The following is a 21,226-nucleotide window of genomic DNA, read 5'->3' as shown; positions in this document are numbered from 1 at the left end:
GGGGGGCGGACGTTGGGGTTGCCGGTGGGGGTGGTGGGAGCGCAAGTACACGCAACCTAACGCATATCACGCTCTGCGTTCGGCCATTAAACGGTCCCGAGCAACTCAGAAGGGACTTCGCGTCCCACTTCTGAGAACAGCTTCTCCCAAAAGTCATTCATGATCTGCGTCGTTGAGTAACTAGTGGATACTGTCTTCCTGATGAAAACTTCTGGAACAAAGAACGGACCTGGATATGCTTCATAGTAGCGCCGGTCAATTGCAAGGTGAATGCCCTCTGCCCCCGAAAGACCAAGTTCGATTATGTATCGGTCTCCATAGCCCAAGTCACGTGCCGCTTCACGGAGACTGTTGATAGCCCTCGGATAGTCGCGCTGTATTGCGTCAACCGGAATATAACGCTTGGACTCCTCTTCTTCGTCATGCGGATGCGTTTCAGCGTCAGAGTAGATGGCATCCAGTCCCCAGAGTTCACGATTCCTAAACAATTGCGTTGACCCAATTAAGGAATCACCCATTGTGCTCCGATCGAATATAATCAACCCCCACTTGTTTCTTGCATGTGAATACCCACTCCTGTAAACAAGTGGTTTTATCTTGGTGGCGAATTTCGTTGCTTCGAGCGATGATATTTCTGGAAGCGCAGTCAAGGGGATGCATCGAAAGTACAGAATACTTGCCCCGTGCCAGAATAGATCAACCCTATGGCGACTATTCGGGTCCCGAGGAACAAGAACCTCAGCTGCATTCCAGTATTTCCCACGCAAGTCTACGAAGGGAGTCTCAATGTGAGAGTCAGTCTTATTCACCTCTTTGCGGGTCAGATAGTCTCGGATTATCTTAGCAAGGGAATCAACCAGCCGCCTTTTTTCCCCTGCTATCCTTTGCTTGTCTGCATCTGGAGGCAGTTCATACTGCACTGGATGCCTGCGAATACGTAGGTCGAAAGGTAGGCTCGATGGTTGTCCGTAGTGTGTGTTCATTATTTTTAGCACTGCACCGTCACCAATCTTGCCGTAGGCATATCCCAGTTCGATAGCAACATTGCTGTTAATGTGCGCCTTTTCGTTCGGACCGCTAGCAACTAACGATACGTCTGCGACCACCACTTTAGATGCTGAAATTTTCTCAAAAATGACCCGTGAAATCTCAGGTGAACCCAAGACCCCCTGTGTGTCTTGGTCAAGATCTATGCTATCCCTTTCAGCCTCGAAAAGATCAGGATCTTCACCCAGTTTAGCTATAGCTTCAAGCAAAGCATCATGGATAAAATCTTTGTTTGTTTTGCGCGGAGCGTCCATTTGCCATGAATAAAAGATTTTCATCTGTCAAACTCTCGCCACCCAAAGGCCATCCAGGCATTCGATATGCTTCCGCCCAAGCAGAATTCAACTAACATGAGTCAGTGTATCCACACTGCAAAAACCCCTCACAACCTCCCCAACCGCCCCGTCAGGAGCCGGTAGAACCCCTCCCGGTCCACGCCGCCCATGAACATCGCGTTGGGCTCGCGCTTGCTCACCCGCCACCAGTCGGCGACGGTCATGCCGAGGGTGAATTCGCCCTTCGTCTCGATCTCCACGTTGATGTGGCGGCCGTGGAAGAGGCCTGGCTCCAGAAGGTAGGCGATCACGCAAGGGTCGTGCAGGGGGGCGCCCTCTGAGCCGTATTTCGCGGTGTCGAAGCGTTCGAAGAAATCGGTCCAGGAGGCGACGGCCTGGCCGACGGGGGTGCCCAAGGACCGCATCTCCTCCACCCAGGCGCGCGAGGTCAGGGCCTTGTGGGTGACGTCGAGGGGCATCACCACCAGCGGCACGCCGGATTTGAACACGATGTCAGCGGCTTCGGGGTCGACGTAGATGTTGAACTCGGCCGCGGGGGTGATGTTGCCGCCCTCGAAATAGCCGCCGCCCATCAGGACGATCTCGGCCACGCGGGGAACGATGTCGGGGGCGCGGGTGAAGGCGGTGGCGATGTTGGTCAGGGGGCCGAGGGGGCAGAGGGTGATGGTGCCGGGCGGGTGCTGGCGGAGCGCCTCGATGATCGCGTCGACGGCGTGCTGGGGGTGGAGGGGGGTGACGGGGTCGGGGAGCGGGATGCCGTCGAGGCCGGTCTTGCCGTGGACATGCTCGGCGGTGACGAGCTTGCGCTTCAAGGGTGCGTCGCAGCCGGCGTGGACGGGGACGGCCTTGCCGGACAGGTCCGCGATGATGCGGGCGTTCCGCTGGGTGAGGGGGAGCGGCACGTTGCCGGCGACGGCGGTGAGGGCGAGGACCTCGAGTTCCGGGGAGGCGAGGGCGAGGAGGATGGCGACGGCGTCGTCCTGGCCGGGGTCGGTGTCGATGATGATCTTGCGGGGCATGCGGGGCTCCTTTGCCGGCGAGTTAGGGGCAGGGGGCGGGAATTGTCCAGTGCGCGGAAAGAAGTGTTCGGCGGCGGGCGGGAGGCGTAGGCTGGGGGCTGGCTGCACGCGGGAGGTGATGCCATGGAAATCCTGGTCGGGACGACGAAGGGGCTGTTCATCCTTGAGGGGGGCCGGGTGGCGGGGCCCTTCTGCGAGGGCTGGCCGATCAACCATGCGGTGGGGCGCGGGGGCGAGATCTGGGCGGCGGGGGGTAGTGGCTGGCATGGCGCGGGGGTCTGGCGGCGTGTGGGCGGGGAGTGGGCGGTGTCGAAGGGGCCGTTCGAGGGGGCAGAGCAGCTCTGGTCGCTGTGTCTGGACCGGGAGCGGATCCTGGCGGGGTCGAAGCCCGCGTATCTTTTTGAAAGCCGGGATGGCGGGGAGACCTGGGCCCGGCTGGACGCGCTGACCGACCAGCCGGGGGCGGATCAGTGGATGCCGGGGGCTGCGGGGCTGACGCTGCATACGATCCTGTCAGACCAGAAGGGCGGGATCTGGGTGGGGATCTCGGCGGCCGGGGTGTTTGAAAGCCGGGATGGTGGGATGAGCTGGACGCAGCGGAACCGGCGGGGGAACCGGCCGGGTCCGGCGGGGGCCTTGCCGCGCGACTGGGGCGAGGGGGAGTTCCGGCGCGAGGACGAGATCTTCTCCTGCGTCCACAACCTGGCCTTCGGGGCGGAGCCGGGGGTGATCTGGATGCAGAATCATCAGGGGGTCTACCGGAGCCGGGATGGGGGAGCGGTCTGGGAAGAGGTGACGGAGGGGCTTCCTTCGACCTTCGGGTTTCCGGTCGCCGCGCATCCGGTGAAGCCGGGGGTGGCCTGGGTCTTCCCGCTGAACGGGGATTCGGCGGGGCGGTATCCGGTGGGGGCGCGGGCGCTGGTCTGGAAGACCGAGGACGGCGGCGAGACCTGGGCGGGCAAGGGCGTGGGGCTGCCGGAGAAGGACTGCTTCTTCACCGTCCTGCGGCAGGCGATGGCCTCCTGCCCCGGGGGGGTGGCCTTCGGGACGAACTCGGGGTCGGTGTACCTGAGCCGGGACGAGGGGGAAAGCTGGGACGAGGTGGCGCGGCACCTGCCGACGGTCCTGTCGGTGGAGTTCATGGGCTGAGGTGACCACAGTGGTCACTTTTCGATTATATAATGCAAACAAATGGCTGGCCGTGGACATTAGGGATTTGGAAAGGGTTTGGAGCCACGGATTCGGGGAATGGCGGGGAGGCCGCGGCGGGGTATCGGTGGGACCGTGACTGGCTGAGGGCGTCAGCGGACGATCCTGGTCAGAACAACTTGTCTGACGGAAATCATCGGGTGGGCAGAGCGCCCGGGATGTGGTTGACGTTTGGGCCGACCCCGTTGCGGCGGGTCCTTCGACGACCGAGTGTCCCGTGCGTCCCTTTTGTCCGGCGGCGGGGGCGCGAGGTCAGGCTAAGGCAATGAAGGAACCGGAGGGCGATAGCCTTTGCGGCAGGGTTCAGGGCGCGCGGGTGGGCGGCCTGAGGGGACGACCGTGGTCAGAATAACTTGTCTGACAGATATCATGGATTGGCTGGAGCGCGGCGGTCCACGTCCGGGCCGACCCCGTCGCGGCGGGTCCCTTGACGGCCTGGGGGTCCGATGCATCCTTCTGTCCCGCAGTGGGCGCAGAATGGCAGGGTGAGGCGATGAAGGAGTTTGAGGGCGGTTGCCTTTGCGGGAACATCCGGTTCAGGGCGAGCGGTTTGCCGGGGTTTCCGCACACCTGTTCCTGCGGGATGTGCCGGCGTCACACGGGCGCGCTGACGGCGTCTTGGGTGGAGTTTCCGCGCGATGCGGTGGAATGGACCGGACCGGGTGGCGCGCCGGCGGTGTGGCGGTCGTCCGACAGGTCCTCGCGTGCTTTCTGCCCGGTCTGCGGCAGCTCGCTTGGGGCCATCGACGACGCGCCGGTGGTGGCGCTGCTGACCGGAGCCTTCGACAAGCCGCATCTGAAGGAGCTGAAGCCGGAAAGCCATTCCTACAAGGGGGCGCGGCCGAAGTGGTGGCATCCGGAGGTGGAGGGCTGACAGCCAGCACCGCTCCGGCCGTGGCCCCCGAAGACCTGGCGGAAGCCGCGCAGGGGTTCACGCGGTTGATCACCTGCAACTGATCGGGTCTTACGGGCGGGGTGCGCTGGGGGAGTGGCGGCTCAAGGCGCAGGGTTTGCGGCGGGCCGGTCGACCTCGGCCCGTTCGACCGCCTCGGGTGCGGGCGACGGGGGAACGGCGGCGCGCCCCTTCGTCATCACGCGCCAGGCGTCGCGGAAGGGCAGGGCGTACATCCTGACGCAGCTGTTCAGCTCGTGCCCCCGGTCCTTTTCGGTGACGCCGAATTTCACGTCGCGGTTGTCCTCGGGCATCACGTAGCAGCCGAAAAGCACGTCCCAAACCGGGAACATGAAGGCGAAGTTCTTGTCGAGGTGGTCGGGGTGGCAGCTGTGGTGGACCTGGTGATGGGCGGGTGAGGGGAAGATCACCGACCAGCGCCCCGGCCAACGCAGCCAGACATGGCTATGGCGCAGGTTGTAGCCGGTGACGTTGAAGAGGAACATGAAGACCGGCACGCCCAGAAGCGTCAGGGAATGGGGAACGTAGCCGAAGGCATGGACCATGAGGGCAAGGACCACGCCGTAGGTCGCGCCGATCGTGATCGAATAGGCGAAGTTGTCGATCGGATGCTCACGAAAGTTCGACAGGGGATGCATCACCTCGGCACTGTGGTGGACCTTGTGGAACTGCCACAGGAGCGGGATCTTGTGTTGCAGGTAGTGCATGTAGAAGGCCGTGAAGTCCGAGACGACGATCGCCACGACCATGAAGGCAATGGTGGCCGCAACGCCTTGCCAGCCGGTAAGGACCTGAACACCGCTATTGGCGTCGGGCACGACGCTTTGGCCGGTCAGGAGGGTGAAGACCCCCAGCGTGACGGCAACCCCGCCGCTGGTCGCAATGAAATGTCCGGTGATGCCGTGAAAGAAGAAGTAGCGCACATCCAGCCATGCGGAGGGGTGGCTCCAGATCCGCTTGGGGAAAAGGTAGCCCAGGAAGGACGTCGCTTCGGGTGACCGGGCGCGCCGCAGGGCGAGGTAGACGAAGAAGGCAACAAGCGCGGAGGTTGCGAGGTAGAGGACGTAGATCCTGCTGCCCGGCTGGAGGGGAGAGAGGAGGACGTAGCGGATATTCGCGAGGAAGTCCTGAAGGTACGGCGGGATAAGGTCTATCTCCACGGGCTCGACTCTCTGCCTGTTCTTGTTCTGGCAGAACGATACAGCAGAACTGCGGAAAATGGCAAAGCGAGAGCCCGGGTGGATGCCCAAAGACCTTTGCAGCCCGAAATGAGGCACCCTCCCCGGTCGGGGGAGGGCGCAAGATCATTGGCACATAGGCTGGATCAGCCGTCGAAGTTCACCGTTTCCATGATCTTCACCGCTGCGGGGCGCTGTGCGGCGATGTCAGCAAGCCGGGTGGCGTCGGCGGAGAACTCGCCCCAGGACGTGACGAGGGCAGAGCGTTCGACGCCGGGCTTCACCGGGTATTCATGGTTCGTCTCGGCATAGATCTTCTGCGCGGCGTCGCCGGAGAGCCATTCCATGAACTTCAGCGCGTTTTCCTTGTTTGGGGCAGACTTGGTCATCGCCACGCCCGAGATGTTGAGGTGGGTGCCGCCGGCCTCGAAGACCGGGAAGACAATGTTGACGGATTCGGCGGCCGGGACCTGTTCGGGGTCAGCAAGCATCTGGCCCATGTAATAGGTGTTGCCGATGGCGATGTCGCATTCGCCGGCGGCGATGGCCTTGACCTGGTCGCGGTCGCCGCCGTCGGGCTTGCGGGCGAGGTTGGCCCTCAGCCCCTCGGCCCAGGTGGTGGCATAGGCTTCGTCATGGTGGGCAATGATCGCGCCGAGGAGGGCGACGTTGTAATCATGGAGGCCCGAGCGCGAGCAGATGCGGCCGCGCCATTTCTCGGAGGCGAGGTCTTCGTAGGTCGTGATCTCGCCGGGCTGAACGCGGTCCTTCGAGGCATAGACGATGCGGGCGCGGGAGGTAAGGCCGAACCACTTGTCTTCGGGGTCGCGCAGGGTTTCGGGGATGTTCGCCTCAAGCACGTCGGACTGGACGGGCTGGACTACATCGGCCTCGACGATCTGCATCAGGCGGGCGATGTCGACGGTCAGCACCAGGTCGGCGGGGGAACGGTCACCCTCGGCCTGCAGGCGCTCGGCCATGCCCTTGTCGACGAAGGCCACGTTCACCTTGATCCCGGTCTCGGCGGTGAAGGCGTCGACGAGGGGCTGGATCAGTTCGGGCTGACGGTGGGAGTAGACGTTGATCTCCTGGGCGAGCACCGGGGTGGAACAGGCGAGAAGGGCGAGGGTGGTGAGGCGCAACATTGGCCGACTCCTTTTGTCAGGTTTATGGTGCGCTTAAACCTGAGTGTTTTACTTGGGTCAAGAGGGTGACTCATTTACTCGACATTTTGTCGCTGGCCTTGGGCCGCGCCTTGTCTTCGGCCTTTGCGCGGTTCCAGAGCGCGTCCATCTCGGCCAGGTCGCTGTCGGCCGGGGTCTTGCCGGTCTCGGCGAGCCAGTCCTCGATCCGGGCGAAGCGGCGGGTGAACTTGGCGTTGGCGGCACGGAGGGCGGCTTCGGGATCGACCTTGAGATGGCGGGCGAGGTTGGCCATCACGAAGAAAAGGTCGCCGATTTCCTCGGTGAGGGCCGCGTGCGTGAGGGTGTCTCGGGCCTCGACCACCTCGCGCGCTTCTTCGACCAACTTGTCGAGGACCTCTCCGGTCGAGGGCCAGTCGAAACCGACGCGGGCGGCCCTGTTCTGGAGTTTCAGGGCGCGGGTCAGGGCGGGGAGGGCGGCGGCGATGCCATCGAGGGTGCGGGCGTTCCCGCGTTCAGCCGCCTTCTGCGCCTCCCAGTCCCGGGTCTGCTGCTCGGCCGTCTTGTCGCGGGACTGGTCGCCGAAGACATGCGGGTGGCGGGCGACCATCTTGTCCGAGATCGCGGTGACGACGTCGGCAAAGGTGAAATGTCCGGCCTCGGAAGCCATCTGCGAATGGTAGACGGTCTGGAAGAGGAGGTCGCCAAGCTCTCCCTTCAGCTCGCCCCAGGCCTGACGGTCGATGGCATCGGCAACCTCATGCGCCTCTTCCAGCGTGTAGGGCGCGATGGTGGCGAAGGTCTGCTCGATGTCCCAGGGACAGCCGGTCTTCGGATCACGCAGACGCGCCATGATGGCAAGCAGGCGGTCGATTCCATCGGCGGGCAGGTCGTCACGTCGGGCATCGGTCATTGCGGCCACCGGGGTTTTGCGATTTGATCAAAGGACAAGCCGAAGGAGTCTGCCATGCCCGTCCTGAACCGTATCGCCTCATATGCCGAGGAAATGAAGGGGTGGCGGCGGCATCTGCACAGGTATCCCGAGCTGGCGTTCGAGTGTCACCAGACGGCGGCCTTCATCGCCGAGCGGCTGCGCGAGATCGGGGTGGACGAGATCCACGAGGGGATCGCCAAGACCGGGATCGTGGCGTTGATCCGGGGACAGAAGGAGGGACCGGTGATCGGGCTGCGCGCGGACATGGACGCGCTGCCGATCGAGGAGATGACCGGGGCGGAGCATGCCAGCACGATCAAGGGCAAGATGCACGCCTGCGGCCATGACGGGCATGTGACCATGCTGTTGGGGGCGGCGAAGTATCTGGCCGAGACGCGGAACTTCGCGGGGACGGTGGCGCTGATCTTCCAGCCGGCCGAGGAAGACGGGGCGGGTGGGCAGGCGATGGTCGAGGCGGGGATCATGGACCGTTTCGGCATCGCGCAGGTCTACGGCATCCACAACGCGCCGAACGTGCCCTTCGGGCAGTTCAACACCACGCCAGGGCCGATCATGGCCAGCGTTGACACCGCCACCGTCTTCGTCACCGGTCGCGGTGGGCACGGTGCCACGCCGCACGAGACGGTGGACCCGGTGGTGGCTGTCGTGGGCATGGTCAGCGCGATCCAGACGATCATCCCGCGCAATGTCTATGCGCTGGAAGAGGCAGTCATCTCGGTCACGATGATCCATGCCGGGACGGCCAGCAACATCATCCCGGAAGAGGCGATGTTCTGCGCCACCATCCGCTGCTTCAAGCCGGATGTCCGCGAGCTTCTGAAGAAGCGCATCCACGAGATCGTGGAGGGTCATGCGCTGGCCTATGGGGTGAAGGCGCGCATCGACTATGACTGGGGCTACCCGGCGACGATCAACCATGAGGCGGAAACCGGGATCGCGGCCGAAGCGGCGCGCGAAGTGGTGGGGCCGGACGCGGTGGACGCGCGGGCCAACCGCGAGATGGGGTCGGAGGACTTCAGCTACATGCTCGAGGCGCGGCCGGGGGCTTACCTCTTCCTTGGTACCGGACCCGGGGCGGGGCTGCATCATCCGGCCTTCGACTTCAACGATGAGGCGGCACCGGTCGGGGCAAGCTTCTTCGCGCGGCTGGTGGAGCGGGCTCAGCCTCTGAGCTGACGCCGAAGGGCCGGGATCAGGGCAAAGCCGACCTGGCCGGCAAGTCCGAGCGCACCGGGGGCCTCGGTGAAGGTCGCGGCGTACGCACCTGGGCTTTGGCCCGACAGCAGGTAAGCCAGCGCGAACTCGGCCAGCATCAGAAATGCGAAGGCGAGCCCGCCCATGGCAAGGGCTTGGCCCTGGGACAGGGGCCAGCGGCGCAGCACCCGTCCCGCGGCGAGCAAGGAGAGGCCAAGGATCAGCGGCACCTCGAGTGCCACGGCGGCCAGTGCGCCGATCTGTGGAGCGATCAGGGTGACGCGCAGCGCGCCGAAGGCGAAGGCGGCGGCAAAGACCACGGCGAAGTAGGCGAGGGCGGGTTTCAGGATCATGTGCGTTCATCCTGCTTGCTGGTCGGTTCGTCCAGTTTGCGCCAACTGCGCGCCAAGGGAAGGGAACGAATCGGGCGATGACGGATTGTCAGCTGTGTCGGGCGCGGATTTCGTGAGCGATCAACCTTTGGACACCATATCTTGCTGGGCCCCAACCTTTGGGGGCCGGGTGGGGCTGGTGGAAATTTGATCAAACTGCTACACTGACCGAACAGTCAATCGGAGCAAGTCATGACCGCCGCCTTCAAGCCGAACTCGCCATCGCCCGTCGAACTGTGGGAGATGGACCGCGCGCACAGCTTGCATCCCTGGACCAACTTTGGCCCGTTCGCGGCCGAGGGCGCGCTGGTGATCAGCCGCGGCGAGGGCTGTCATCTCTGGGATGCCGACGGGCGGCAGTATCTGGACGCGGTGGGGGGCCTTTGGTGCACCAACATCGGGCTGGGGCGAAAGGAGATGGCGCAGGCCATCGCCGACCAGGCCGAGCGGCTGGCGTTTTCCAACACCTTCGTCGACATGACGAACGACCCTTCGGCGCGGCTGGCGGCGAAATTGGCGTCGCTGGCGCCGGGTGATCTGAACCGGGTGATGTTCACCACCGGCGGCTCGACGGCGGTGGACACGGCGGTCCGCACGATCAGCTACTATCAGACCTGCATGGGGCGGCCGGGGAAGACACATGTCGTCGCGCGGGACTACAGCTATCACGGCTCGACCTACCTTGCGCAAAGCGTGGGCAAGCGGCCCGGCGACCGGGTGCCGGAGTTCCGCTACAAGGAGACGGGCATCCATCACCTCTCGGTGCCGAACCCCTACCGGCGGCCCGAGGGGATGACGGAAGCGGAGTTCTGCGACTGGCTGATCGCCGAGTTCGAAGCGCTGATCGACCGCGTCGGGGCGGACAGGATCGGCGGGTTCATCGCGGAACCGATCCAGGCCAGTGGCGGGGTGATCGTGCCGCCGGAGGGGTACCTCAAGCGGATGTGGGAGGTCTGCCAGCGGCATGACATCCTGTTCATCGCCGACGAGGTGGTGACCTCTTTCGGACGGCTGGGGCACTGGTTCGCCTCGTGGGAAGAATTCGGCGTTCAGCCCGACATGATCTGCACCGCGAAGGGCCTGACCTCGGGCTATGTGCCGCTGGGCGCCCTGATCCTGTCGGAGCGGATCTGGGAGGCGATGGCGGCGGACGGGGCGCGCTGGTTCACCGCGGGGTTCACCTATTCGGGGCATCCTGTATCCTGCGCGGCGGGCCTGAAGAACATCGAGATCATGGAGCGCGAGGACCTGATGGGCCATGCCGCTCGTGTGGGCAGCTATTTCGAGACGCGGCTTGCCACGCTGGAGGCGCTGCCGCTGGTCGGGCAGGTCCGGGGCCGGAAGCTGATGATGTGCGTGGAGAACGTGGCCGACAAGGCGACGAAGCGCGTGCTGCCGGACGAGGCCAACGAATCGAAGCGCATCTCGAACGCGGCCGAGGCGATGGGTCTGATGGTGCGTCCCCTTGGCCATCTGAACGTGATGTCGCCGCCGTTGGTCATTACCGAAGCGCAGGTCGATTTCGTGGTGGACGTGCTGGAACGGTCAATCCGCCAGGTCACGGACGAACTGGTTCGTGAAGGTTTCAGAATCGGGTGATTTGATCAAACGCTTGACAGGCCGGGTGCGTATCTGCTTTCTGTACGCACCCGGATCCGCGCGTCTCCGGCCCCTGTGTGGGCAACGACTGCGCGCTGCATGACCCGAGATCATCATGGCACTTGAAGACGCGAAGACGCAGGTCGACACTGCGTTCACCCGGACTACGCACCGGGGATACTCCTATGAAAATGCCTTCGGCGGGGCGGCAAGCTTTTTGCGCCGGACCTACACGAAGGACCTGACCGGGGTTGATCTGGCGATCACCGGCGTTCCCTTCGACCAGGCGGTGAGCCACCGGTCGGGGACGCGGTTCGGCCCGCGCGCGATCCGCGAGGCCTCGGCGCTGATGCCCTATGACCCGCCGCCCGGCTGGGGGACGAGCCCGCTGGAGGAGCTGTCGGTCATCGATTACGGCGACGTGGCCTTCGACTATGCGAACGTGCCGGAGTTCCCCGAAGCGCTGACGAACCACATCCGCACGATCCTGAAGGCCGGGGCCGGTTCCGTGGTGCTGGGGGGCGACCATTTCATCACCTATCCCATCCTGAAGGCCTATGCCGAGAAGTTCGGGCCGGTCTCCCTGATCCACTTCGACGCCCATTCCGACCTGTGGCCGGACGACAATCCGGCGCGGATCGACCACGGGACGATGTTCTACAAGGCGGTGAAGGCCGGCTGCGTGGACCCCAAGCGGTCGGTCCAGATCGGCATCCGGACGACGACCGAGGATTACATGGGCGTCAATGTCATCACGGTGCGCGAGGCGCATGAATGGGGTGTCGAGCGTGTGGTCGAGACGGTGAAGGGGATCGTGGGCGACCGGCCGACGTATCTTACGTTCGACATCGACGCGCTGGACCCGGCCTTTGCGCCCGGCACCGGGACGCCGGTCTGGGGCGGGCTTTCCAGCTGGCAGGCGGCGGCGATGCTGCGCGACCTTGCCGGGATCAACCTGGTGGGCGGGGATGTGGTCGAGGTCTCTCCCCCCTATGACACCACGGGTGCCACGGCGATTGCCGGGGCGGCGGTGGCCTATGAGCTGATCTGCCTGTACCACTGGGCCCGGACGCAAAGGTAAAGGATGCGGCGCATGGCGGGATATCTGGCGCTTGGGCTTCTGGCCGCACTGGTGGCCTTTGCGCTTTATGTCCGCCTTGCGCCCTCCGACCCGGCGCGGTGGCATGTGGCGCCAGTGGCTGAGGGGCCGGCGGGCGAGGTGGTGGTGGCGAGCCTGAACCGCGCCACGCTGCGCCTCGGCCCCGAGGCCGGGTCGCCCGCCGACCTGCTGGCGCGGCTCGACGCGGTCGCACTGGCCAGCCCGCGGACCGTACGGCTGGCGGGAAGCGTCGACGAGGGGCGGATCACCTGGGTCACGCGCTCGGCCCTGTGGGGCTTTCCCGACTACACCACCGCCGAGGTTCGATCCGACAGTCTTGCCGTGGAAGCCCGCAGCCGCTTTGGGCAGGGCGACATGGGCGTGAACGCGGCGCGGCTACGGGACTGGCTTTCGAAGCTTTAGCCGGTCGCTGCCGGCTCTTGACCGGCGGGGGGATACGCGCCAGAGAACCGGCCATGGTTCCCTTGGACAAGCTTGCCCAGATCACCGAACGCTTCGAGTTCCTCGAAGCGCAGCTGAACGCGGGCTCGGCCCCGGCCGAGATTGCCCGGATCAGCCGGGAATACACCGACCTGCGCCCCGTGGTGTCCGAGATCGCAGCCTACCGCCAGGCGCTGGACGATCTGGCCGAGGCCGAGGCGATGCTGGCCGACCCCGAGATGAAGGCCCTGGCCGAAGAGGAACTCCCCCGGCTCAAGGCGCGGATTCCCGAGATGGAGCAGGCGCTGCGGCTGGCGCTGCTGCCGAAGGACGCGGCCGATGCGAGGCCAGCGATCATCGAGATCCGGCCGGGGACCGGGGGCGACGAGGCGGCGCTCTTCGCCGGGGACCTTGCGCGGATGTACCAGCGCTATGCCGAACGCATGGGCTGGCGGTTCGAGATCATCAGCGAACAGGCGGGCGAGGTCGGGGGGCTGAAGGAATTCTCGGCCCTGATCGAGGGCGAGGGCGTCTATGCCCGGATGAAATACGAAAGCGGCGTCCACCGCGTTCAGCGGGTGCCCGAGACCGAGGCGCAGGGGCGTATCCACACCAGCGCGGCGACGGTTGCGGTGCTGCCTGAGGCGGAGGAGGTGGATATCGAGATCCCGGCCTCCGATATCCGGATCGACACGATGCGCTCTTCCGGCGCGGGTGGCCAGCATGTGAACACGACCGACTCGGCGGTGCGGATCACGCACCTGCCCTCGGGCATCGTCGTCACCAGTTCCGAGAAGTCGCAGCACCGCAACCGCGAGATCGCGATGCAGGTCCTGCGGTCGCGCCTATATGAGGCGGAGCGGGAGCGGCTGCATTCCGAACGTGCCGCGGAGCGGAAATCCCAGGTCGGTTCCGGCGACCGCAGCGAACGGATCCGCACCTACAACTTCCCGCAAGGCCGGATGACCGACCACCGGATCAACCTGACGCTCTACGCGCTGCCGCAGATCATGGGGGGCGACCTGACCGAAGTGATCGACGCGCTGGTGGCACATGACCAGGCCGAACGGCTGGCGGAGATGGAGGCGTGAAAGCCGCCGAGGCGCTGGCGCTGGCTGTCCAGCGGCTGGGAGCTGCAGGGGTGGAGGGGGCCGCACGGGATGGCCGGGTGCTTCTGGCCCATGCGCTGGGTATCGCTCCGGACCGGCTTACCTTGCACCTTCCCGACGACATGACCGGGCCGCAGGCGCGGGCATACGAGGAGGCTGTCAAGGCACGGGAGGCCCGGCAACCGGTGGCGCAGATCATCGGGCGCAGGCTGTTCTGGGGCCAATGGTTCAAGGTGACGCGCGATACGCTCGACCCCCGGCCGGAAACCGAGACCCTCGTCGCCGCAGCGCTGGAGCGGCCGTTCCTGAAACTGCTCGACCTCGGCACCGGGACCGGCTGCATCCTTCTGAGCTGCCTGAAGGGCATGCCGATGGCGCGCGGCCTTGGTGTGGATGTTTCCGAAGCTGCTCTTGCGGTTGCGGCCGAAAATTCACGTGAACTGGGGTTGAGCGACCGCGTCCGGTTCCTTAAGTCGGACTGGTTTTCATCCGTCCCGGGCGCCTTTGACCTGATCGTCTCGAACCCGCCTTACATCGCGGCCGCCGAGATGCCCGGTCTTGCTCCCGAGGTCCGCGAGTGGGAGCCGCATCTGGCTCTGACCCCCGGGGGGGACGGGCTGGATGCCTATCGCAGGATCGCGCGTGGTGCTGGGGCACGGCTGATGCCGGGGGGAAGGCTGATCGTGGAGATCGGCGTAACGCAGGGGGCGGCGGTCTCGGCACTGTTTGCCGCTGCGGGACTGCGTGACGTGACGACGCTGCCCGACATGGATGGCAGGGACCGGGTGGTGGTGGCAGCAAAACCCTGGTCAGAGGGCTGCGGCTGCGCGTAGACCAACCGACGATACCCGCCGATTTCGCAGGATGTATGCATAATTCGCTTGTCACACGGCGCGCCCTGTGATTACTGGAAGACAAGCCGTGGGGCGGGGTTGCACCTGCCACGGGCCCCATGCCGGTCTTGCTGACTTTTCTTGAAGCTGCCCACGACGGGCGGCGGTCGCGGGCCAGAGCCACCATAAGGTTCAGATGCGCTCTTCGAAGAAACGCTCGCGTTCCAACCAGAACCGCCCGCGCACGCTTGGCAACATCATAAATCGCGTCTTCGACAGCTCGGGCCCCGAGGGCAAGGTGCGCGGCACGCCGCAGCAGATCATCGAGAAGTACCAGATGCTTGCACGTGACGCGCAGCTGTCGAACGATCGCGTGGCCGCCGAAAACTTCCTGCAGCATGCCGAGCATTACACCCGCATGCTGGCCGAGGCGATGCGCGAGATGGCCGCCGAACAGGAGGCGCGTCAGCAGCAGTATCAGCAAGGCGGTGGACAGCAGGGGGGCGGACAGCAACCGGTGGGCCAGTATGGCGGTCAGGGTGGTGGCCAGAACGGCAATCATCCCGCACGCGTCGAACGCGACGGGCGCGAGGCCCGCGAATTCCGCGACAACCGTGATCGCGGTGATCGGGGAGAGCGCCCGGATCGCAGTGATCGTCGGGCTGACTTTGGGCGTGAAAAGGGACCGGGCGACGCACCCGGTGCGGTGGATGTGATCGACCTTGAGTTCAGCAACGACAGCGGTCTGATCGAGACCCCGGAAACCTCATCGGTCATGCGTGCCGAGGCCCCGGCGGCAGCCCCGAACGGAGAGGCCGTGGAGCCTGCCGCCCGGCGTCAGCGCGGACCGCGCAAGCCGAAGGCGGAAAGGGCCGAGGATGGCCCACCGCCAAAGGAAGCCGCAGAGTGATTTGCCGGCCATGAGCTGAGCGCCCCGAAGCAAACGCGGACGGCTGACGGGGAAAGAATAGAGAGAAAGCCCAGCCATATGGCTGGGCTTTTTCGCTTGGCTCCGGCGGTAGGGATCGAACCTACGACCAATTGATTAACAGTCAACTGCTCTACCGCTGAGCTACGCCGGAACACGGGCGTGGCTATAGCAAGCCCCATCGGGGGCGGCAAGGGGCAAAGTGCGGGCGGTGCAAGGGTCGGTCAGGCCAGTTTCCAAAGCGCGTCGGGGCCTATGCCGGTTTCTGTGGTGACGCGATTTCTGGTTTCCAGATCAATGAGATGCGCCAGGACATTGCGGGTTGCGGCAGGCAAGAGGCCGGGGGCGAGATCAGTATAGATGCGCGCGGCAAGGTCTGCGGCCGTTGCCGGTCCGACCGTGAGCCGGTCCAGCACCTGTGCCTCGCGCGTCCGTCGGTGGGCGGCCAGTTCGGCGATCCGGGCACCGGGGTCCGAGACGGGCTCGCCATGCCCGGGCAAGGCGAGAGTCCAGGACTCCTGCCCCAGCCGGGCCAGGGAGGCCATGTAGTCTCCCATGTCGCCCTCGGGTGGGGAAATGATGCTGGTGGACCAGCCCATCACCTGGTCTCCCGAAAAGAGGACGCTGCCCAGGGCAAGACAGATATGGCCACCAAGATGTCCGGGGGTGTGGATCACGCGCATCTGCCAGTCCGGAGCGGCAATGACATCGCCGTCCGAAAGCCGGCGGTCGGGAGCGAAGGCAAGGTCCAGCCCTTCGCCCGAGCCTCCGAAGACCGTTCCCAGCGCGGCCATCCGGGGGCTGGTTCCGTCGCCGGCCCCGCCAAAGGCAAGGACTTCGGCGCCGGTTGCTGCGGCGAGGCGCGGTGCGAGGGCGGAATGATCGCGATGGGCATGGGTCACGGTGATGGCCGAAAGCCTTCGTCCGCCAATTGCCCGCAGGATGGCTGCGAGATGGTCATCAAGATCGGGACCGGGATCGATCACGGCAACATCGTCCGTGCCCACGAGGTATGTGTTTGTTCCGGTCCCGGTCAGCGATGAGGGATTTCCGGCGCGCAGCCGCAGGATGTCGGAAGAAATCCGGACCGGCTGGTTCATGACCTTTCCAAGCCCTGCGGCAGGGCATAGTCTTTGCGTCGATGGCGGTCCTGCAACGTATCCTACCCCGAGGTCTGTACTGGCGAGCGGCGCTGATCCTGCTTGTCCCCATCGTCACGATCCAGCTTGTGGTGTCCACCGCTTTCATCCAGCGCCATTATGAAGGCGTCACGCGGCAGATGACGAATGGGGTGGCGATCGACCTGCAATTCCTGTTGTCGGAAATCGAACACGCAGGGACGCCTCAAGCAGCGATGGCCCGGGTCGGCCCGCTGGGCGAGGCACTTGAGGTGAAGCTGACCATACCTGCCGGGCCGACGGCACCGGTCGAGGACAGGTTCCGGTTCCTTGACCTGTCCGGTCAGGTCATCGTCGAGACGCTTCGGTCGCGGCTACCGGGCCTTGTGGTCGCCGATGTGGCCGACCCCGAGCGGGTGGTGAACCTTCTGTTCGAGACCTCGGTTGGCCCGGTCCAGGCGGAACTGTCGCGGCGGCGGATGTCGGCGACGAATCCGCACCAGCTTTTGGTGCTGATGGTCTTCACCTCGCTTCTGATGACGCTGGTGGCCTTCGTCTTCCTGCGCAATCAGCTCCGGCCGATCACGAAACTGGCGGCGGCGGCCGAGGATTTCGGCAAGGGCCGCACCGTGCCCTACCGCCCGCGCGGTGCGCTCGAGGTGCGTGCGGCGGGCAGGGCGTTTCTTGACATGCGGGCGAGGATCGAGCGCCAGATCGAACAGCGCACCCTGATGCTCTCCGGCGTCAGCCATGACCTGCGCACACCGCTGACCCGTCTGCGGCTGGGCCTGTCCCTGATGCCGGAAGACCCGGAGGTCGCAGCCCTGCAGGCTGATGTGCAGCAGATGCAGCGGATGGTGGACGAATTCCTTGCCTTTGTGCGGGGCGATGCCCTGGAAGGGACCGAGCCGACCGATGCCGTGGCCCTGGTGCAGGGCATCGTGGCCAAGGCGGGGCCGAAGGTAAGCCTTGCGGCTGTCGACGGCGAAGCCCAGGCGGTGGAGATGCGGCCGCAAGCGGTTGCGCGCGCGGTCGAGAACCTGATCACCAACGCCACGCGCTATGGGAAGACGGTCGAAGTGCGGCTGGAGTTCCAGGAGCGCATCCTGCGGATCACGGTCGAGGATGACGGTCCCGGCATTCCGGAAGACCGGCGCGAGGAGGCTTTGCGACCATTCACACGGCTTGAGGAGGGTCGCAATCCGAACCTTGGAGGCGGCGTGGGGCTTGGCCTATCGATTGCCGCGGACATCGCGCTGAGCCATGGCGGGTCGCTGCGCCTTTCGGAAAGCGCGCGGCTGGGTGGGTTGCGGGCGGACCTGGCCATCGCAAGGTGATGGCGGCCCCGCGGCAGCTACTGCATTTACTTCGACGCGCCGAAGTTGATGACCCAGTGCAACTTGTTGTCGGGCGCTTCGCTCAGGGCAATGCCGATCCCCACCTCGCGCACCTTCGGGAACAGGATGTTCGACCGGTGTTTGGGAGAGTTCATCCACCATTCGACGGCCCGGGTGCCGGTGCCGAAGCCGCGGCCGGTGTTTTCAGCCGCTGCGCGGTACTTGTAGCCTGCCTTCCGCAGGCGAGTCGTCAGGGTGCCGCCATCCGAGGAGTCATGGCTGATCGACAGACGGGCGGCGTTGTCGCAGGCGTGGCCCTGCGCGGCCTTGTCGAGCTTCTTTGAAAGCTTGAACGCAGGGAGCCCGTTGGCCTGGCGTTGGGCGTTTAGGTTCGCCAGGACCTCGGCCTGCAGGTCGCTGGCGTTGGATGGCACGATACAGGCCTGGGCAGGCAGGCCGAGGACAAAGGCGAGGCCGACGGCAACGGACAGAAGGTGCTTGCGATGGATCATGGCAGTTCCCCCGGAGGAATGGCATTGCATCCGTTACACGCTCTTGGGGCTGAAATCTGAAGAGATTGTGGCGCAAAGTGAAACTTGCGCGGGATTCGCCGTAACACTCACCCACTCTGGCACGAAGGGCTGATGCGTGAGCAGACGTTTTTCAGCGCGCAAGCGCAGACGTGATTTCCTATCATGCGGGGGCTGCGACAAAACGGGCGGAAACGGGGGCAGGATGCTGGACGGATTGATGCGCGGCGTGATCGACGGGCCCCTGAACCGGGGGGGCCGCTGGCTTGCCGCGCGTGGAGCCACCGCCAATGCCATCACCCTTTTTGGCTTGGCGCTCGGGTTGGTCGCGGCCGCGCTTCTTGCGTTTGGCTGGTCGGGGTTCGTCGTCGCGGTCCTGATCCTGGCCAGCCGCCTGGCCGATGGCCTTGATGGCGCGGTGGCGCGGGTCAGGGGAAAGTCTGACTTTGGCGGCTATCTCGACATTGCGGCGGATTTTGCCTTCTACGGAGCAATCCCGCTTGCGTTCGTGCTGCGCGACCCGGCGGCGAACGGGCTTGCCGGGGCATTCCTTCTTTTCAGCTTCTACGTGAACGGCGCGACCTTCCTTGGCTATGCCGTCCTTGCCGCGAAACGGCGGATGGAGACGACCAGTCGCGGCGAGAAGTCGCTCTATTTCACAGCCGGGCTTCTGGAAGGGACCGAGACGATCCTGTTCCTGCTGGTGATTGCTGTCTGGCCAGCCGTCTTCGTTCCTGCTGCATGGGTCTTCGGGTCGCTCTGCCTGGTCACGGCGGTCTCCCGCGTGATCCTGGCGGCACGGACCTTTCGCTAGCCCATCACCGCCTCGCGGAACCGGAAAAAGCCGTGGGTGGCATGCGGCCACGCCATGCGGTCATGGTCGCGCAGCACGCGGGCGAACGTGATTCCCTTTGGCTCGCATTGACGCGCAAGGCTGCCCAGCCGGCTGGCCACCGGGCCGACCGGAGCATAGGCCGTGACGATCTGGGTAAGACCCGCCTTTTCGCAGAACGCCAAAACCTCGGCCTCTTCGGTGAAGACCGGAGCATCCGAGGCCCCCAGCCGCATCAGTGCATCAGCGATCGCCCCGGCGGTGAACCGTCGGACATGGTCGGCGACAGCGAGGGGCGAACGGCCGGCGACATCGGTCAGGACGGCAATGGCAGCGGGGCGAAGGCCCTGATCCATCAGGAACGCAGGGCTGAGGTCTTCTTCGGTGACCAGAAGCAAGCTGGGACGTGTCGGGTCCCACGTTTCCCAATCCGGCGCGGGGCGCGGCGCGGACAGAGGCGGCATGGGCAGGGCAGGGGCCGCAGGCGCAAGCCCCTCGGGCCTGAACCTGCCGCGGGTATTGGCCGCGATGTTCTGAGCCGTGGCGAGATAGGTCTTGCCGGGGGTGTGCAGCCCCGCGACCCAGCGCCAGGAGAGCGTATTCGATGCCGGATCACCGTCGATTAGGTGCCGCAGGAAGAAGTCGGCACCCAGTTCCCAGGGCAGGCGCAGCGTGAAGATCCAGATCGAGGCGAACCACATGCGGGCGTGGTTGTGCAGATAGCCGGTCGTGACCAGTTCCTGCGCCCAGTGGTCGAAGCCGTCGATTCCCGTATCGCCCAGCATCGCGGCTTCGGCCCGTGCCGCAAGTCCCGGCTCGACCGCCAGACGGTTCAGCGCCGCGCCGACCCCCTGGCGATAAGCGGTCCAGATGCCGGGGCGCAGTTCCATCCAGCCCTTCCAGTAGGTCCGCCACCAGACCTCGGCCAGGAACTTCTCGGCCCCCCTCGGATGTACCCCCAGCGTCGCCGCGATCACTTCGGCCTCGGTCAACAGCCGGTGCCGCAGCCAGGGCGACAGGCCAGACACATGCGGATGATCCGGCAGGTCGAGATTGCGCAAGGCAGCATAGTCGCGCCCCGCGCGGGACAGGAAGGCGGAAAGGCGGTCCATGCCCGCTGCACGGCTTGGGGTGAATGCGCTCATCACCCGGGTTTATGGCGACCTTGTCCGCAATCAAGCCCCCGGGACGCGCTGCCGCAGGCCGAAGGCGCGAATGTCGGACCTGCCCTTGCAGCCCCCGTCGCGCGCTACTAAGACTCTGGCAATGGTCCGGCGATATCCCTCGCCGGCAGGAGGCAGGCACCTATGCGCGATCCCGTTGATCACTACATGAATACGCTCGTCCCCATGGTCGTCGAACAGACCAGCCGCGGGGAACGCGCCTACGACATCTTCAGCCGCATGCTGAAGGAACGGATCATCTTCCTGGGCGGCCCGGTGCATGACGGCATGTCCAGCCTGATCTGCGCCCAGCTTCTGTTCCTGGAATCGGAGAATCCGACCAAGGAAATCTCGATGTATATCAACAGCCCCGGTGGCGTGGTGACCTCGGGTCTCTCGATCTACGACACGATGCAGTACATCCGACCGAAGGTCAGCACGCTGGTGATCGGGCAGGCGGCATCGATGGGCTCGCTTCTTCTCACGGCCGGGGAAAAGGGCATGCGCTTCAGCCTGCCGAACAGCCGCGTGATGGTGCACCAGCCCTCGGGCGGCTACCAGGGCCAGGCGACGGACATCATGATTCACGCGCGCGAGACCGAAAAGCTGAAGCGCCGCCTGAACGAGATCTACGTCAAGCACACCGGCAACGACTATGAGACGGTCGAGGCCGCGCTGGAACGCGACAACTTCATGTCGGCTGAGGATGCCAAGGCCTGGGGCCTGATCGACCAGATCCTGGAAAGCCGCGGAAAGGCCGACGATACGTCGAAATGACGCCCCTTTCCCGGCGGATACCCGCCGGGGAATTTCGGATTGTGGTGACCGGGGCCTTGTCCTAGACTTTGCTCCAGTAGCGTTCGGGGTCGCGTTGGCGACCCGTAGCGAGGAC

At 65.0% G+C, this 21,226-nt stretch carries 21 protein-coding genes and 1 tRNA gene; 12 read left to right on the top strand and 10 right to left on the bottom strand.

What is annotated here, in order from left to right; all coding sequences use genetic code 11:
* Positions 1-86 precede the first annotated feature (86 nt).
* Positions 87-1,325 carry a hypothetical protein gene (locus tag AC2D9V_RS15160; protein WP_484714923.1) on the bottom strand — a complete coding sequence of 413 codons (1,239 nt, stop codon included), beginning with the start codon at positions 1,323-1,325 and terminating at the stop codon, positions 87-89.
* A 104-nt stretch (positions 1,326-1,429) separates the two neighbouring features.
* Complete coding sequence (locus AC2D9V_RS15155; RefSeq protein WP_484714922.1) at positions 1,430-2,362, bottom strand: nucleoside hydrolase; 933 nt, start codon at positions 2,360-2,362, stop codon at positions 1,430-1,432.
* Between the two features lie 123 nt (positions 2,363-2,485).
* Here AC2D9V_RS15155 and AC2D9V_RS15150 point away from each other — a divergent pair, with 123 nt between their 5' ends.
* Together AC2D9V_RS15150 and AC2D9V_RS15145 are read left to right on the top strand one after the other, a co-directional pair.
* Positions 2,486-3,511, top strand: a complete 1,026-nt coding sequence (locus AC2D9V_RS15150) for a WD40/YVTN/BNR-like repeat-containing protein (RefSeq protein ID WP_484714921.1) — start codon at positions 2,486-2,488, stop codon at positions 3,509-3,511.
* 553 nt (positions 3,512-4,064) lie between these two features.
* Entirely contained in the window at positions 4,065-4,445 is a 381-nt protein-coding gene (locus AC2D9V_RS15145; RefSeq protein WP_484714920.1) for a GFA family protein, read from the top strand.
* Between the two features lie 122 nt (positions 4,446-4,567).
* On the opposite strand, the gene AC2D9V_RS15140 is transcribed toward AC2D9V_RS15145, so the two are convergent.
* The 3 genes from AC2D9V_RS15140 to mazG form a co-directional block, all read right to left on the bottom strand.
* The gene (locus tag AC2D9V_RS15140) at positions 4,568-5,644 is read right to left on the bottom strand and encodes a sterol desaturase family protein (RefSeq protein ID WP_484714919.1); all 1,077 of its coding nucleotides are present in this window, start codon (positions 5,642-5,644) and stop codon (positions 4,568-4,570) included.
* A gap of 164 nt (positions 5,645-5,808) precedes the next feature.
* Entirely contained in the window at positions 5,809-6,807 is a 999-nt protein-coding gene (locus AC2D9V_RS15135) for a Fe(3+) ABC transporter substrate-binding protein (protein ID WP_484714918.1), read from the bottom strand.
* A gap of 70 nt (positions 6,808-6,877) precedes the next feature.
* The gene (gene mazG / locus AC2D9V_RS15130) at positions 6,878-7,717 is read right to left on the bottom strand and encodes a nucleoside triphosphate pyrophosphohydrolase (RefSeq protein ID WP_484714917.1); all 840 of its coding nucleotides are present in this window, start codon (positions 7,715-7,717) and stop codon (positions 6,878-6,880) included.
* 54 nt (positions 7,718-7,771) lie between these two features.
* Here mazG and AC2D9V_RS15125 point away from each other — a divergent pair, with 54 nt between their 5' ends.
* Positions 7,772-8,935, top strand: coding sequence for a M20 aminoacylase family protein (locus tag AC2D9V_RS15125; RefSeq protein ID WP_484714916.1), 1,164 nt, complete (start codon positions 7,772-7,774; stop codon positions 8,933-8,935).
* Here the strand turns inward: AC2D9V_RS15125 and AC2D9V_RS15120 are convergent.
* The gene (locus AC2D9V_RS15120; RefSeq protein ID WP_484714915.1) at positions 8,920-9,306 is read right to left on the bottom strand and encodes a hypothetical protein; all 387 of its coding nucleotides are present in this window, start codon (positions 9,304-9,306) and stop codon (positions 8,920-8,922) included. The two genes, AC2D9V_RS15125 and AC2D9V_RS15120, sit on opposite strands and share 16 nt — an antisense overlap.
* Positions 9,307-9,537: 231 nt before the next feature.
* Between AC2D9V_RS15120 and AC2D9V_RS15115 the strand changes: the two genes are divergently transcribed.
* The 6 genes from AC2D9V_RS15115 to AC2D9V_RS15090 all read left to right on the top strand — a co-directional run bounded on the left by AC2D9V_RS15115 (position 9,538) and on the right by AC2D9V_RS15090 (position 15,336).
* Positions 9,538-10,944, top strand: a complete 1,407-nt coding sequence (locus AC2D9V_RS15115) for an aminotransferase (RefSeq protein ID WP_484714914.1) — start codon at positions 9,538-9,540, stop codon at positions 10,942-10,944.
* 115 nt (positions 10,945-11,059) lie between these two features.
* Positions 11,060-12,025 carry an agmatinase gene (speB, locus tag AC2D9V_RS15110; protein WP_484714913.1) on the top strand — a complete coding sequence of 322 codons (966 nt, stop codon included), beginning with the start codon at positions 11,060-11,062 and terminating at the stop codon, positions 12,023-12,025.
* Positions 12,026-12,037: 12 nt separating this feature from the next.
* A complete protein-coding gene (locus tag AC2D9V_RS15105; protein ID WP_484714912.1) occupies positions 12,038-12,466 on the top strand; it encodes a DUF1499 domain-containing protein in 429 nt (142 codons plus the stop codon).
* A 53-nt stretch (positions 12,467-12,519) separates the two neighbouring features.
* Positions 12,520-13,575 (top strand): peptide chain release factor 1, encoded by a 1,056-nt coding sequence (gene prfA, locus AC2D9V_RS15100; protein ID WP_484714911.1) that lies wholly within the window; start codon positions 12,520-12,522, stop codon positions 13,573-13,575.
* On the top strand, positions 13,572-14,426 hold the full coding sequence (gene prmC, locus AC2D9V_RS15095) for a peptide chain release factor N(5)-glutamine methyltransferase (RefSeq protein WP_484714910.1): 855 nt from the start codon (positions 13,572-13,574) through the stop codon (positions 14,424-14,426). Before prfA ends, prmC begins: the two co-directional genes overlap by 4 nt.
* 196 nt (positions 14,427-14,622) lie before the next feature.
* Positions 14,623-15,336, top strand: a complete 714-nt coding sequence (locus AC2D9V_RS15090) for a DUF4167 domain-containing protein (protein ID WP_484714909.1) — start codon at positions 14,623-14,625, stop codon at positions 15,334-15,336.
* 97 nt (positions 15,337-15,433) lie between these two features.
* On the opposite strand, the gene AC2D9V_RS15085 is transcribed toward AC2D9V_RS15090, so the two are convergent.
* Together AC2D9V_RS15085 and AC2D9V_RS15080 are read right to left on the bottom strand one after the other, a co-directional pair.
* Positions 15,434-15,508: transfer RNA gene (locus AC2D9V_RS15085), tRNA-Asn, on the bottom strand.
* A gap of 70 nt (positions 15,509-15,578) precedes the next feature.
* Entirely contained in the window at positions 15,579-16,454 is an 876-nt protein-coding gene (locus tag AC2D9V_RS15080; protein ID WP_484714908.1) for an MBL fold metallo-hydrolase, read from the bottom strand.
* Between the two features lie 41 nt (positions 16,455-16,495).
* Between AC2D9V_RS15080 and AC2D9V_RS15075 the strand changes: the two genes are divergently transcribed.
* Positions 16,496-17,809 carry an ATP-binding protein gene (locus AC2D9V_RS15075; RefSeq protein ID WP_484714907.1) on the top strand — a complete coding sequence of 438 codons (1,314 nt, stop codon included), beginning with the start codon at positions 16,496-16,498 and terminating at the stop codon, positions 17,807-17,809.
* Positions 17,810-17,835: 26 nt separating this feature from the next.
* Here the strand turns inward: AC2D9V_RS15075 and AC2D9V_RS15070 are convergent, their stop codons facing one another.
* Complete coding sequence (locus tag AC2D9V_RS15070) at positions 17,836-18,321, bottom strand: CAP domain-containing protein (RefSeq protein ID WP_484714906.1); 486 nt, start codon at positions 18,319-18,321, stop codon at positions 17,836-17,838.
* Between the two features lie 223 nt (positions 18,322-18,544).
* Here AC2D9V_RS15070 and AC2D9V_RS15065 point away from each other — a divergent pair, with 223 nt between their 5' ends.
* Positions 18,545-19,153 carry a CDP-alcohol phosphatidyltransferase family protein gene (locus AC2D9V_RS15065; RefSeq protein WP_484714905.1) on the top strand — a complete coding sequence of 203 codons (609 nt, stop codon included), beginning with the start codon at positions 18,545-18,547 and terminating at the stop codon, positions 19,151-19,153.
* Here the strand turns inward: AC2D9V_RS15065 and AC2D9V_RS15060 are convergent.
* Positions 19,150-20,316, bottom strand: a complete 1,167-nt coding sequence (locus AC2D9V_RS15060) for an FAD-binding domain-containing protein (protein ID WP_484714904.1) — start codon at positions 20,314-20,316, stop codon at positions 19,150-19,152. The two genes, AC2D9V_RS15065 and AC2D9V_RS15060, sit on opposite strands and share 4 nt — an antisense overlap.
* Positions 20,317-20,478: 162 nt before the next feature.
* Here AC2D9V_RS15060 and AC2D9V_RS15055 point away from each other — a divergent pair, with 162 nt between their 5' ends.
* Positions 20,479-21,111, top strand: coding sequence for an ATP-dependent Clp protease proteolytic subunit (locus tag AC2D9V_RS15055; RefSeq protein WP_137112483.1), 633 nt, complete (start codon positions 20,479-20,481; stop codon positions 21,109-21,111).
* Positions 21,112-21,226 lie beyond the last annotated feature (115 nt).

The organism is Tabrizicola sp. T46 (genome assembly GCF_057219895.1).
This window is presented reverse-complemented; position numbering and strand designations above follow the sequence as displayed.

Excerpts from the sequence above, each read along its gene's own strand:
- AC2D9V_RS15160 (WP_484714923.1), bottom strand. The coding sequence starts at position 1,325 with ATGAAAATCTTTTATTCATGGCAAATGGACGCTCCGCGCAAAACAAAC.
- AC2D9V_RS15115 (WP_484714914.1), top strand. The coding sequence starts at position 9,538 with ATGACCGCCGCCTTCAAGCCGAACTCGCCATCGCCCGTCGAACTGTGG.
- prfA (WP_484714911.1), top strand. The coding sequence starts at position 12,520 with ATGGTTCCCTTGGACAAGCTTGCCCAGATCACCGAACGCTTCGAGTTC.
- AC2D9V_RS15155 (WP_484714922.1), bottom strand. The coding sequence starts at position 2,362 with ATGCCCCGCAAGATCATCATCGACACCGACCCCGGCCAGGACGACGCC.
- AC2D9V_RS15125 (WP_484714916.1), top strand. The coding sequence starts at position 7,772 with ATGCCCGTCCTGAACCGTATCGCCTCATATGCCGAGGAAATGAAGGGG.
- AC2D9V_RS15065 (WP_484714905.1), top strand. The coding sequence starts at position 18,545 with ATGCTGGACGGATTGATGCGCGGCGTGATCGACGGGCCCCTGAACCGG.
- AC2D9V_RS15135 (WP_484714918.1), bottom strand. The coding sequence starts at position 6,807 with ATGTTGCGCCTCACCACCCTCGCCCTTCTCGCCTGTTCCACCCCGGTG.
- AC2D9V_RS15120 (WP_484714915.1), bottom strand. The coding sequence starts at position 9,306 with ATGATCCTGAAACCCGCCCTCGCCTACTTCGCCGTGGTCTTTGCCGCC.
- mazG (WP_484714917.1), bottom strand. The coding sequence starts at position 7,717 with ATGACCGATGCCCGACGTGACGACCTGCCCGCCGATGGAATCGACCGC.
- AC2D9V_RS15150 (WP_484714921.1), top strand. The coding sequence starts at position 2,486 with ATGGAAATCCTGGTCGGGACGACGAAGGGGCTGTTCATCCTTGAGGGG.
- AC2D9V_RS15070 (WP_484714906.1), bottom strand. The coding sequence starts at position 18,321 with ATGATCCATCGCAAGCACCTTCTGTCCGTTGCCGTCGGCCTCGCCTTT.
- AC2D9V_RS15060 (WP_484714904.1), bottom strand. The coding sequence starts at position 20,316 with ATGAGCGCATTCACCCCAAGCCGTGCAGCGGGCATGGACCGCCTTTCC.
- AC2D9V_RS15145 (WP_484714920.1), top strand. The coding sequence starts at position 4,065 with ATGAAGGAGTTTGAGGGCGGTTGCCTTTGCGGGAACATCCGGTTCAGG.
- speB (WP_484714913.1), top strand. The coding sequence starts at position 11,060 with ATGGCACTTGAAGACGCGAAGACGCAGGTCGACACTGCGTTCACCCGG.
- AC2D9V_RS15090 (WP_484714909.1), top strand. The coding sequence starts at position 14,623 with ATGCGCTCTTCGAAGAAACGCTCGCGTTCCAACCAGAACCGCCCGCGC.
- AC2D9V_RS15075 (WP_484714907.1), top strand. The coding sequence starts at position 16,496 with ATGGCGGTCCTGCAACGTATCCTACCCCGAGGTCTGTACTGGCGAGCG.
- AC2D9V_RS15105 (WP_484714912.1), top strand. The coding sequence starts at position 12,038 with ATGGCGGGATATCTGGCGCTTGGGCTTCTGGCCGCACTGGTGGCCTTT.
- AC2D9V_RS15055 (WP_137112483.1), top strand. The coding sequence starts at position 20,479 with ATGCGCGATCCCGTTGATCACTACATGAATACGCTCGTCCCCATGGTC.
- AC2D9V_RS15080 (WP_484714908.1), bottom strand. The coding sequence starts at position 16,454 with ATGAACCAGCCGGTCCGGATTTCTTCCGACATCCTGCGGCTGCGCGCC.